Genomic DNA, 12,668 nt, shown 5'->3' on the forward strand with positions numbered 1-12,668 from the left:
CTCGTCAGCTCAGCTTTCGGCAATACAGCGCGTCCGGAGTGCGTGCCGAGCCCACCCGGCCCGTGTACGCGATCCCGGCCGCGTACTCGTCGTCCGCGCACTGGCCCTTGTAGCGGCCGCTCGCGAAGTCGCCGCCCTTGGGGGCCGCACCCCTGTTGTCACCCCGGTCGAACCAGACCGTACGGCCGACCCCGCCGAGCCTGCCCGCCGGAGCGGCCGCGCACAGGGCGGCCGAGACGGCGGAGCCGCGGACGCTGTAACCGGTGAGGAAGTAGGCGTCGGGGCACTGGAGTTTGGTGTATCCGGACGCCCAGTCGCCGCCCGGCCGGACATGGCGCTCGTCCGTGACCACCTCGTGTCCGCCGGCCGGGTCCCGCAGCGGCCCGGCGGTCACGTCGGAGCACAGGCCCCGGTTGCCGGTGTGGCTGAGGCCGAGCAGGCGCTGCCCGTCGGGGCACGTGGCCTTGCGGGCTCCGGAGTCCCAGTCGGGCAGCGCGCGCATGCGCCGGGAGGCGACGAAGTCGCCGTGGTCGGGGCTGAGCATCGACCAGTCCGTCACGGGGGCGATACGACCGGTGCGGCCGGGGGCTCCGATGAGCCGGGTCCAGGCGGCGGCCCGCCAGTCGTCGCCGTCGTACAGCCCCATACGGTGGCCCGACGCGTCCCAGTGCAGCAGTGCCCAGCCGTTGCCCTTGCGGTTCTCGTGCCATCCCACGAGCGGCCAGTACGCGAAGTCGGCGTCGGTGCGGATCAGTTGATCGACGAAGTTCTCGAACCAGGCGCGCTGCTTCGTGCCCGTCTCCTCGCGGCCCCCGACGCCGAACTCGCTGATCCAGAGGGGGGCGGTGAAGTGCTGGTCCTGTTCGGCGGTGACGAAGAAGGCCTGCCGGTTCAGTACGTCGATCAGTTCGGTCGGGCTGAAGTCGCGGTAGCGGGGGTCGCTGGTCTCGCCGGTTCCGGTGGCGCCGCTGTGGTTGGGGCCGGTGTAGTCGTAGAAGTGGGCGGAGTACACGAGCTTGCCGGAGTCGACGAGGGTGTGCGAGAGGCGGCGTACGGGCTCCAGGGTGGGGCGTTCATGAGGGAGACCGTCGACGGGGACGCCGGTCCAGTTGATGCCCTCGACGATGATCAGGAGATCGGGGTCGGCCTCCGTCAGGATGCGGTCGCCGACGCGCTGGGAGGCGGCGAACCAGTCGTGGTCGTCGCCCAGGCCCCAGTTGGGGTCGTCCAGGATGTTGCGGCGGACCTCGTTGTAGAGGTCGGCGCCGACGACACGCTGGTTGTCCCGGTAGCGCCGGGCCATGAAGAGCCAGTCGTTCTCCCAGGTCGCGGTGGACTGGCTGGTGTTCCAGCGTTCGTTGCCGTCGACTCCGCAGCACCAGCGTGTGGTGTTGGTGTGGTTGTTCAGGATCACCGCGAGCCCGGCGGCGGTGAGTTCCCGCACGACGGCGTCGTACACCTGGAGCGGGGTTTTGGCGCGCAGGGAGGGGTTGGCGGCCACGGATGCGTCCGTGACGGGACGGCTGTCGTGGATCATCTCGTTGGAGAAGGGCAGCCGGATGCTGTTGATTCCGATTTCCTGGAAACCGGCGATGATTTCGGCCATGGGGGCCCGGTCCAGGCCGAGCGGCATTCGACCGGAGTTCTCCCCGGCGTGATGATCGGTGTCCGCGTCCGGGCTTCCCGAGCCGTTCCAGGTGCCGCTGGCGCCGTGCCAGTTGCCGGACCGCAGCTTGAATCGGTCGCCGTTGGCGTCGACGATCCACCGGCCGCGGGTGCTGAGCGGCGGGGTCCAGTTCGCCGCGGTCGCGGCGATCTCGGGCGGGGCGATATCGGAGGGGGAACCTGCCTCCGGGCCGGGTGCCCGTCCGACTGCCGCCTCCGCGGCCGCCGCCGGGGCCACGACGAGGAGTACGGCGGCCAGTACGGCCCTGGACCTGACGAGGATTCCGCGCACGGTCACCATCCTGAGGCGCACATTGTCATGGCGACGTCATCATGAAGGATCGGGCGGCATTGGTCCAGGCCTTTATGAGGACGGACGCTGAGCGGAGGGCGGCGCTCCGAGCGGAGCGAAACCGGTTCGAGTGCCCCGCGTTCGCCCATTCAGTCCCTCGTTCGCGGGTCTTTTCCGGGCGGCCAAAAGCTTCACGTCAGGCTTTGGTTGTCTGACGGCAACTGCGTTAATCTTCACCGGATTTTTCTCATCCGGCCGATCCGTGAACTGCGGAAACACGGTCGCTGGGAGGGCCTTTCACGGGCCCGGCGCGGGTTCCGAGTCCTCGGAGTGAGGGCTCTTGGGGAGCGGAACGAGGGTGCGCATGAACAGCAGGACGACCGAGGCCGACCGGGCCCCGGGCGAGCAGGAGCTGCGGCAACTCCTGGCCGGACTGACGGCGGTACGGGACGGTGACTTCGGCACCCGGCTGCCGTCCGACGGTGAGGGACTGCTCGGCGACATCGCGACGGTCTTCAACGGCATGGTGGACCAGCTGTCCGTGTTCACCTCCGAGGTCACGCGGGTGGCCCGCGAGGTGGGCACCGAGGGCACGCTCGGCGGGCAGGCGGAGGTGCCGGGGGTCTCGGGCACCTGGGCCGACCTGACCGACTCGGTCAACGCCATGGCGGGGAATCTGACCACTCAGGTGCGCGACATCGCGCAGGTGGCGACCGCGGTCGCCAGGGGTGACCTGTCGCAGAAGATCGACGTCCCGGCGCGTGGCGAGATCCTGCAGCTGAAGGAGACCGTCAACACGATGGTCGACCAGCTGTCGTCGTTCGCGGCCGAGGTCACCCGGGTGGCCCGGGAGGTCGGCAGCGAGGGCCGGCTCGGCGGACAGGCTCAGGTGCCCGGTGTCGGCGGTGTCTGGCGCGACCTGACCGACTCGGTCAACTTCATGGCGGGAAACCTCACTTCGCAGGTCCGCAACATCGCCCAGGTGACCACGGCCGTGGCCGAGGGCGATCTCTCGCAGAAGATCACGGTGGATGCCCGGGGGGAGATCCTGGAGCTGAAGAACACCATCAACACGATGGTGGACCAGCTGTCCGGGTTCGCGGACGAGGTCACCCGCGTCGCCCGCGAGGTCGGCACCGACGGGCGCCTCGGCGGACAGGCGGACGTCAAGGGTGTGAAGGGCACCTGGCGGGACCTCACGGACTCCGTGAACTTCATGGGGGCCAACCTCACCGGCCAGGTCCGCAACATCGCCCAGGTGGCCACGGCGGTGGCTCAGGGTGATCTCTCGCAGAAGATCACGGTGGATGCCCGGGGGGAGATCCTGCAGCTCAAGGACACCATCAACACGATGGTGGACCAGCTGTCCGGGTTCGCGGACGAGGTCACCCGCGTCGCCCGCGAGGTCGGCACCGAGGGCAACCTGGGCGGCCAGGCCATCGTCCGGGGCGCGTCGGGAACCTGGAAGGACCTGACCGACAACGTCAACGTGATGGCGTCGAACCTGACCGGGCAGGTCCGCTCGATCGCCCAGGTCGCCACCGCCGTCGCACGCGGCGACCTCTCCCAGAAGATCACGGTCGAGGCCAAGGGCGAGGTCGCGGCCCTCGCGGACGTCATCAACACCATGGTCGACACCCTCTCCGCGTTCGCCGACGAGGTCACCCGCGTCGCCCGCGAGGTCGGCACCGAGGGACGCCTCGGGGGCCAGGCCCATGTGCCGAACGTCGCCGGCACCTGGAAGGACCTCACCGACAACGTCAACTCGATGGCCAACAACCTCACCGGCCAGGTCCGCAACATCGCCCTGGTGACGACCGCGGTGGCCGGCGGTGACCTGTCGAAGAAGATCGACGTCGACGCCCGGGGCGAGATCCTCGAGCTGAAGACCACCATCAACACCATGGTCGACCAGCTGTCGTCGTTCGCGGCCGAGGTCACCCGGGTGGCCCGGGAGGTCGGCAGCGAGGGCCGGCTCGGCGGCCAGGCCGAGGTCGAGGGCGTCGAGGGAACCTGGAAGCGGCTCACCGAGAACGTCAACGAGCTGGCCGGGAACCTCACCCGACAGGTCCGCGCGATCGCCGAGGTCACCAGCGCCGTCGCCGAGGGCGACCTGACCCGCTCGATCACCGTCGAGGCCTCCGGCGAGGTCGCCGACCTCAAGGACAACATCAACTCCATGGTGGAGTCCCTGCGGGAGACCACCCGGGCCAACCAGGAGCAGGACTGGCTCAAGACCAACCTCGCCCGGATCTCCGGCCTGATGCAGGGCCACCGCGAGCTGCCCGTCGTGGCCGAACTCATCATGGACGAACTCGCGCCCCTGGCCTCCGCGCAGTACGGCGCCTTCTACCTCGCCGAGGACACCGAGCGAGGCCCCGAACTGCGGCTGGTGGGCTCGTACGGCTATCCCGCCGACACCGACCGGCGCGAGCGGATCCCCGTAGGGCGCTCGCTGGTCGGGCAGGCGGCGCGCAACCGCCGGCCCATCAGCGTGGAGGAGCTGCCGCCGGGCTATGTGACCATCTCCTCCGGTCTCGGACAGGCCGTGCCCAGCGCCCTGACGGTGCTGCCCATCGTGGTCGAGGACCAGGTCCTCGGTGTCATCGAGCTGGGCTCCGTCACCGCCTTCACCCAGATCCACCAGGACTTCCTCGCCCAGTTGATGCCGACCATCGGCGTCAACCTCAACACCATCGTCGCCAACGCCCGCACCGACGAACTGCTCGGGGAGTCCCAGCGGCTGACCGCCGAACTCCAGGCCCGCTCCGAGGAGTTGCAGGTCCAGCAGGACGAACTCCAGCGCTCCAACGCCGAACTGGAGGAGAAGGCCTCCCTGCTGGCCTCCCAGAACAGCGACATCGAGGCCAAGAACCTGGAGATCGAACAGGCCCGGCAGGAACTGGAGACCCGCGCACAGCAGTTGGCCCTGGCCTCGAAGTACAAGTCGGAGTTCTTGGCGAACATGAGCCATGAACTGCGCACCCCGCTCAACAGCCTGCTGATCCTGGCCCAGTTGCTGGCACAGAACCCCTCGCGCAACCTGACGCCCAAGCAGGTCGAGTACGCGGGCATCATCCACTCGGCGGGCTCGGACCTGCTGCAGCTCATCAACGACATCCTCGACCTGTCGAAGGTCGAGGCCGGCAAGATGGACGTCGCTCCCGAGCGGGTCCCGCTGCGCAAGCTGCTGGAGTACGTCGAGGCGACGTTCCGTCCGATGACGACGCAGAAGAGCCTGGACTTCACGGTGGCCACCGCCCCGGGCACCCCCGCCGACCTGCTCACCGACGACTCCCGGCTGCGCCAGATCCTGCGCAACCTCCTGTCGAACGCCGTGAAGTTCACCGAGCACGGCGGCGTCGCACTGCACATCGAACCCGCCGGGGACCGGGAGGTGCCCATCGGCGTCCTCCGCGGCGGTCCCGTCGTCGCCTTCAGGGTGAAGGACACCGGCATCGGCATCCCCCAGCAGCAGTTGGAGACGATCTTCGGCGCCTTCCAGCAGGCGGACGGCACCACCAGCCGCAAGTACGGCGGCACCGGGCTCGGCCTGTCCATCACCCGGGAGATCGCCCATCTGCTGGGCGGCGCCGTCACCGTCGACAGCACACCCGGTCAGGGCAGCACCTTCACCCTCTATCTCCCCGTGGCCCGCGCCGACTTCGAGGAGGTGCTCGACGGCAGTGGCATGCCGACGGAGCAACCGCACCCCACCGGCCGGGAGTTGACCCCGGCCCGCCGACCGGACGCCACCTCCACCGCGCATCCCGAGCAGCGCCGACGGCGCCTGCTGGTCGTCGAGGACCGCCCGCGCGGACTGCTGACCCTCGTCGCCGAACGCGCGGTCGCCGACCTCGAGCCCGACGCCGACCAGCTCGGGGCCATCGACATCATCACGGCGATCGGCGCACAGGAGGCGGCGAGCACCCTGGCCGCCGAGCCCTGCCACTGCGTCGTCCTGGAACTCGGCATGTCCGACGACGAGGGCACACGTCTGCTGGAGGCCATAGAGGGTGACTCGGCGCTGGCCGGCGTGCCCGTACTGGTGCACACCGGCCACCGTGTGGACCTCGCGCAGGAACAGACGTTGCGTTCCCGCGCCGCCGGCCGCCCGCTCGCCTTTCTCTCCAGCCTCGACGAACTGCGCGAACGCATCACCCTGCACCTGTCAGCCGAGGAACCCGGGGACGTCCTGTCACTGGTCCGCGCCGAGGAGTCCCAGCGCCCGGCCGCGCAGGTCGTCGAGGGCGCCTTCCACGGCCGTACGGTGCTCGTGGTCGACGACGACGCGCGCAACCTCTTCGCGCTGAGCGGGATGCTGGAGCTGCACGGCTTCCACGTCCTGCACGCCGACAACGGACGCAAGGGCATCGAGATGCTGCTCGCCCATCCGGACGTCTCGGTGGTCCTGATGGACGTGATGATGCCGGAGATGGACGGCTACACCGCCACCGCGGAGATCCGGGCGATGCCCCAGTACGCCGATCTGCCCATCATCGCCGTCACCGCGAAGGCCATGCCCGGCGACCAGGAGAAGAGCCTCGCGTCGGGCGCGAACGACTACGTCACCAAGCCGGTCGACACCGACGACCTCATCGGCCGCGTCCGGCGATGGCTGTCCGAATGACGGTCCGGCACACCGCCGCGCGCACCGGCCGAACACGTGGTGTCGCAGGACGCCCGAGCCGAGGAACAGGTCAACCGTGAGCAATCCCCGTCCGCCGGCCGAACCACCCGCCGAGGATCCGGCGGAGGACCCCGGCCCGCCGTCCGACAACCCACCGGCTTCGATGCCCGTCGCCCGCGCCGACGCTCAGACCGCCGCCACCGATACGCAGGAGCGGTACGAGGGAGAAGAGGGGGACCCGAAGGGAGCGGGAGCGCCCTCCCGCGTCGGCAGACTCGCGGCGACCGTGGAGCGACTGCGCCGCGAGGTGCGGACCGCCCACGCGGAAGCGGACGGACGCGCCCTGATCGAGCTGGCCAAGGGCATCCTCGTCGAGCGGCTCGGCTGCGGACCGTCACAGGCGGCACGGCAGCTCGCCGAGCTGACCGAACAGGCCGGTGTGACACCCCTCGAGTTCGCCGTCGACGTCATCAACCAGGCCGCCCGCGACCGGCTCTCCGACGTGACGACCGCCCTCCTCGCGAGCCCGGCTGACCACGGCGACACCACCGACCCGCCGGGGCGGGACTCCTTCGCCGTACGGCTGCGGACCGCCGAGAGCGGTGCGCTGGCCGCCCACGACGCCCAGGCCGTGGCCGACTCCCTGCTGGAACACGCCCTGACGCCGCTCGGCGCGGAGGCCGTCGCCATCTGGGCGCTGGGCGCCGACGGCTCCCTCACCCTGGCGGGCAGCGCCGGATTCCCGGCCGCCGAGGCGGCCCGCTGGCGGTACGTACCGCCGGGCGTGGTGACGGTGGCCCGGCGCGGACTCGGTGAGCGAACGGGACAGTGGATCGGCAGCCTGTCCGAGACCGGGCTGCCCTCCATCGGCCGGCACCACCACCCCGACGGCGGCCGGGTCGCCGTACCCGCGGGCACCGGCGGCCGGATCCACGGAGTGCTGGAGATCGTCTGGCCCACGCCGCTGGGAGCCCAGCCCCCGCAGATCGTCCGGCAGATCGAGGCCCTGGCCGAGCTGTGCGCCCACACGCTGGAGACCTGCTCCCCGCCCCGACCCGACGCTGACACCCGGACCTGGCCCCGGCCGGACCTCACCGAGCTGATGGACCTGGCCGACGGCCTCCACGACCCCGCGCTGGTCCTCGTACCGCACCTGGACGTCACCGGGGACCTGGCCGACTTCCGCATCCACCACGTCAACACCCACTTCCTCGACCCGGCCGGCCGGCCGCGCGGCGCCGTCAACGGAGCCCTGCTCCTGGAGGCGTATCCGATGGCCGCCGGCGAGAGCGAGCTGTTCGAGCAGATCGAACGGGTCTATGCCACGGGCGAGCCGTTCCGCGCCCGCCGGATGCGGCTCACGGCCCTGGTGGACGACGTCCCGCTGGCCGCCGTCGCCGACATGAGCGTCAGCCGGCACGGCGGCAGCGTCCTTCTCGTGTGGCGCATGGAGGACGAGACCGCACGGCTGGCGAACCTGCTCCAGCACGCCCAACGCCTCGGCCGCATCGGCGGTTTCGAGGAGAACCTCCGCACCGGCGAGATCACCTGGAACGGCCAGCTCTACAGCCTCTACGGCAAGCCGTCCGTCAGCGGCCCGGTCCCGCTGGAGGAACTGCCCGCCCATGCCCACCCGGACGACGCCGTCGTCATCGGCAGGTTCCTGCGCACCCTTCTGCACCAGCGTCGTCCCGCGTCCGCCGCCTTCCGGCTCCAGCGGCCCGACGGTGTGACCCGGCACATCCGCGTCGTGGCCGAGCCGGTCCTCGACTCCGACGGCCGGCTGTTCGTCGTCCGGGGCGCCTACCAGGACATCTCCGCCCATCACTGGACTGAGGTCGCCCTCGCCGCCACCCGCGACCAACTCGCCCACTCCGAGCAGCAGGCAAGCGAACGCAACCGGCTCACCCTCCAGCTCCAGCACGCGATCATGCCTCCGGCGCAGGCCCCGTTGGAGGCTCCGGGACTGCGCGTCGCCGTGCGCTACCGACCCGCGGAGACCCAGCACCTGGTCGGCGGCGACTGGTACGACGCGGTCGTACTGCCGTCCGGGCTGGTGCTGCTGTGTGTCGGGGACGTCGCCGGACACGGCATAGAGGCCGCCACCAGCATGGTCGTCCTGCGCAACGCGCTGCGCGGGCTCGCCGTGACCGGCGCGGGGCCGGGCCAGTTGCTGTCCTGGCTGAACATGGTGGCCCACCATCTGACGGGATCGGTCACCGCCACGGCTGTCTGCGGCCTGTACGACCCCGACCGCCACACCCTGCGCTGGGCCAGGGCGGGCCATCTGCCACCGGTCCTGGTACGCGCCGGTGAAGCGGCACCGCTGCCCTTGATCAAGGGCCTGCTGCTCGGTGCGGTGCCCGAGGCTACGTACGAGGAACAGGAGGTCCAACTGGCCGTCGACGACACCCTGTTGATGTACACGGACGGCCTGATCGAACGCCGTGACCGATCCGTCGAGGAATCCCTGGCCCAACTGCTGCTGGCCGCGCGCACGGTGTCGCCCACGCTCGACCAGCAGTTGGACCGCCTGCTCACGTACAGCAAGTCCGACACGGACGACGACACGTGCATCGTGGGCGTCCGGGTGACCTGACCGCACATCACCAAAGGGGTGGGGGCGCACCGGCGTTCGGTGCGCCCCCACCCCTTCTCAGGCGTCGCGGAGCGTTCTACCGCGGGGTGTTCTACCAGCGATACCAGCGGCCTCGCTGCCCGCCTGCTCCGGTGGAGCGAGCGAGGAATCCGACCAGCCAGATCACCAGGACGATCAGGGCGATCCACCACAGGGCCTTGAGCGCGAACCCGGCACCGAAGAGGATCAGGGCGAGAAGCAGAACGAGTATCAGCGGAATCATGGTTATCAACCTCCGTTCCGCCGGGTGCCCCGTCGTGACCTGCGCACACCTTGAGAATTTAACTGTTTCTTATCCGCGGTTCGGGGCATCCGACGGGATTTCTCTCAGTCGCCTGGAGGTCTGTCATCGAGGTCGACGGGCACACGACGAGTACGAGGCGGGTTCGAACGGCAGGAAGGGGAGGCCGGTGACGATCAAGGCGATGGGCTGGGCACATTCGTTTCCCGTTTCGGGAGGTGTGCGCAACGGTCGGCTGTGGACGCGAAGGCAGTTGGAGTCCCTGCCCTGGACCGCCGCCGAGCCCGAGACGGTGGACGCTGTCGTGCTGACGGTGTCCGAACTGCTCACCAACGCCCATGTGCACGCACACAGCGACGCACGTCTGATCCTCACCTGGGACGGCGAATGCCTCCATGTGAGCGTCCATGACGAGGACCCGACCCTGCCACGCCGGCGCGACCCGCAGCCGGGCGAGACCTCGGGCCGCGGAGTGAGCATCGTGCAGACGCTGGCGGACGGCTTGCAGACGAAGTGCCAGCGACACGGCAAGACGGTGTCGGCCTGCTTCCGCCCCGCGCGAGCCGACCGCCCGGGCGGGCAGTGAGCGCCGCTCCGCCGGAAGCCGGTGTTGCGGTCAGGCGGTGAGCCCCGCGTTCCCGTTCCGCCAGGGCGGCCTGGACGCGGTTCGTGACCTCCAGGGCGGTCAGGACGCGGCTGACGTGGGCCCTGACGGGGCTCTCGCGCATGGGGAGGCGGGCGGCGATGCCGGCGTTGGTGTCACCTTGGGCGAGGAGGGTGAGCGCAGCGCGTTCGCGGGGGTGAGCCTGCCCAGCCGGGCCTTCGCAGCGGTAGCCTCCGGCTGGTTGGCCGCGTAGTAGCGGCGTCACGCCGGTGGCCCGTGCGGCGGCCCGCGCCGCCGCGTCGAGCGCAGCATTCCGGCGGGATCCGTGTCCTTGAGGAGGGAACCGTCGGCACCGGACGCCGTGGCCACGGTGACCGGCCACGGCGCGACTGACCGGCGCAGCCGGGGTACCAGCGGTGCCGCTGGTGGCGCTGACTCGGCTGCGGGTGTCGCTCGCGACGTCGTACGCGGATACCGCCCTGGTGCTGGGCAGGCCGGGCCGGTCGTCCCGAGCTTCAGGAGGCCGACGACCCGGGCCCGTCTGCGGGTCCCGCGGATGGACATGCCCTGCCCGGCAGGCTCGCCACCCCGGGCTGTCCCGGTGCTGGTGTTCGCATCGCCCGCACTGTTGGCGTCGACAACTCCGGTGCCACAAGCGGCAGTCGGCGTCTTCGGGTCAGCTGAAGCAGTGCCGTGTTGCGGGCCCTCGTACCCGGTGCGACGGTGGAAAGGGCGCTGTCGGGACAGTGCCCGGCAGGGACAGTTTTACGGGCGACGGGGCACCCGTCGACGAGCGCGCCGAAGTGGCGCCCCCTTATTCGTGGCCCCGTTCATCCGTCCCCCATCATCCGTCCCCCATCATCCGTCCCCTCATCATTTGTGCCCCCATCATTCGTGCCCCCAGCATCCGCGCGCCGGCACCCGGTGCCCAGGCGGCGCTGCCGCGGGCCTCGTGTCGGCGGCGCGCCTCCATCGAGCTGGGGGAGCACACAGAAAGCGGGAAATGCCATGGCGAACGGACCCTTGGACAGGCGCGCCTTCGGCGGGCAGCCGGACCGGCCCAACGGCTCCCCGGGGGGCCGGGGAGCGGAGTACACCGGTCGGTATGTGATCCTGCTCGACCCGGGTAGTCAGGAGAGCGGACTGAGCGCGCTGCGTTCCGCCGCCGACATCGCGCCCGTGGAGCGTGTCCGGGGAGCCGAGACCGCCAACGTCGCCGAACTCCTCGAGAACCCCAACGTCTCGGTGCAGTTCGAAGAACTGGGCGCCGCCGTCGTCGAGGTGCGGGCCGACCAGCGGCACGCACTGGTGACCATGGCCGAGGCCGACCCCTCGATCATCGCGGCCGAGCCGGAGCGCATGGTCTACGCCTCGGTGATCACCGCCCCGCAGCAGGCACCGACCGAGTTCTTCCCGGCGTACCGCAGCGACGAGAGAGTGGTTGAACGCCACACCAACGCCGAGATCGCGGCGGCACAGGGACCGGCCCTCGACGAGGGGAAGTGGACCTGGGGCCTCCAGGCGATCCGGGCCAGCCTGTCCCACCTGACCGGACGCGGCGTGAAGATCGCCGTCCTCGACACCGGTGTGGACACCGACCACCCCGACCTCGTCGACCGCCTCGAGGAGACGGCCTCCTTCGTGCCCGGCGAGAGCGTCGAGGACGGCCACGGCCACGGCACGCACTGCATCGGCACCGCCGCCGGCCCGGCCAACCCCAAGCAGGGGCCCCGCTACGGCGTGGCGACCGAGGCCCGGATCCTCGCCGGCAAGGTGCTCAGCAACGCGGGCAGCGGCAGCGACGGACAGATCCTGGCGGGCATGGACTGGGCCGTCGCCCGCGGCGCACGGGTGATCTCCATGTCACTCGGCGCTCCGGTCCGCCCGGGAGAGCTCTTCCCCCAGACGTACGAGAAGCTGGCCCAGCGCGCGCTCGCGCGCGGGACGCTGATCGTCGCCGCCGCAGGCAACGAAAGCCGACGTCCCCGGCGCGTCGAGCCCGTCGGCCGGCCCGCCAACTGCCCCTCCATCCTCGCGGTGGCCTCGGTGGACCAGGCGCTCACGACATCGTTCTTCTCCTGCGGCGCCATCAACGGCGAGGGCGGCGAGATCAACATCGCCGCGCCCGGCAGGGACGTGCACTCGGCCGCCCCGGGTGGCGGGTATCAGTCGATGTCGGGTACGAGCATGGCCACGCCGCACGTCGCGGGTGTCGTCGCGCTGCTCGCCGAGGCCAACCCCGACGCCACCACGGCCGACCTCAAGTCCCTTCTCCTGTCCGGCGCGTTCCCGCTGTCGCAAGGGGCCGAGGAAGTCGGCTCGGGTCTGCTCCAGGCCCCATGAGCGGGCCCTCGCAGTCCGAACCGGTCGGAGTCGTCCTCGCGGTCGACCCCGACCGGTTCGCGGACGTGATCGAGGCCGCGCGCCAGGCCGGGCTGACGGTCACGGGTGAGCTGCCGACCCTCGGCGCGCTCTCCGGAACGATCGCCGAGGACCGGATACCGGCCCTGAGGGCGGTCGCCGGCGTCGAATCCGTCGACCGGGACCGAACCGTCGGCCTTCCGCCGCCGGACTCCCCGCTCCAGTAGCTCCAGCAGC

The 12,668-nt window shown here is 70.7% G+C and carries 7 protein-coding genes and 1 pseudogene; 5 read left to right on the plus strand and 3 right to left on the minus strand.

Translation table 11 applies throughout. The features are described 5' to 3' along the window. Positions 1-4: 4 nt before the first annotated feature. A complete protein-coding gene (locus ABZ855_RS12085) occupies positions 5-1,966 on the minus strand; it encodes a cellulase family glycosylhydrolase (RefSeq protein ID WP_360805001.1) in 1,962 nt (653 codons plus the stop codon). Between the two features lie 355 nt (positions 1,967-2,321). On the opposite strand from ABZ855_RS12085, the gene ABZ855_RS12090 reads away from it, so the two are divergent. Both ABZ855_RS12090 and ABZ855_RS12095 read left to right on the plus strand, forming a co-directional pair. Continuing rightward, complete coding sequence (locus ABZ855_RS12090) at positions 2,322-6,587, plus strand: HAMP domain-containing protein (RefSeq protein WP_360805004.1); 4,266 nt, start codon at positions 2,322-2,324, stop codon at positions 6,585-6,587. Positions 6,588-6,750: 163 nt separating this feature from the next. Then, positions 6,751-9,186 (plus strand): SpoIIE family protein phosphatase, encoded by a 2,436-nt coding sequence (locus ABZ855_RS12095; RefSeq protein ID WP_360805540.1) that lies wholly within the window; start codon positions 6,751-6,753, stop codon positions 9,184-9,186. A 91-nt stretch (positions 9,187-9,277) separates the two neighbouring features. Here the strand turns inward: ABZ855_RS12095 and ABZ855_RS12100 are convergent, their stop codons facing one another. After that, complete coding sequence (locus ABZ855_RS12100) at positions 9,278-9,448, minus strand: hydrophobic protein (protein WP_319203604.1); 171 nt, start codon at positions 9,446-9,448, stop codon at positions 9,278-9,280. A gap of 187 nt (positions 9,449-9,635) precedes the next feature. Here ABZ855_RS12100 and ABZ855_RS12105 point away from each other — a divergent pair, with 187 nt between their 5' ends. Then, entirely contained in the window at positions 9,636-10,052 is a 417-nt protein-coding gene (locus ABZ855_RS12105; protein WP_360805008.1) for an ATP-binding protein, read from the plus strand. Positions 10,053-10,176: 124 nt separating this feature from the next. Here the strand turns inward: ABZ855_RS12105 and ABZ855_RS12110 are convergent. Further along, positions 10,177-10,452, minus strand: a pseudogene (locus tag ABZ855_RS12110) (hypothetical protein); the annotation flags it as partial. A 626-nt stretch (positions 10,453-11,078) separates the two neighbouring features. On the opposite strand from ABZ855_RS12110, the gene ABZ855_RS12115 reads away from it, so the two are divergent. After that, positions 11,079-12,413, plus strand: a complete 1,335-nt coding sequence (locus ABZ855_RS12115) for a S8 family serine peptidase (RefSeq protein WP_360805011.1) — start codon at positions 11,079-11,081, stop codon at positions 12,411-12,413. Continuing rightward, positions 12,410-12,658 carry a hypothetical protein gene (locus tag ABZ855_RS12120; RefSeq protein ID WP_360805014.1) on the plus strand — a complete coding sequence of 83 codons (249 nt, stop codon included), beginning with the start codon at positions 12,410-12,412 and terminating at the stop codon, positions 12,656-12,658. Before ABZ855_RS12115 ends, ABZ855_RS12120 begins: the two co-directional genes overlap by 4 nt. The last annotated feature ends 10 nt before the right edge of the window (positions 12,659-12,668 follow it).

The sequence above is a fragment of the Streptomyces sp. NPDC047042 genome, from assembly GCF_040644035.1.
Lineage (GTDB): Bacteria > Actinomycetota > Actinomycetes > Streptomycetales > Streptomycetaceae > Streptomyces.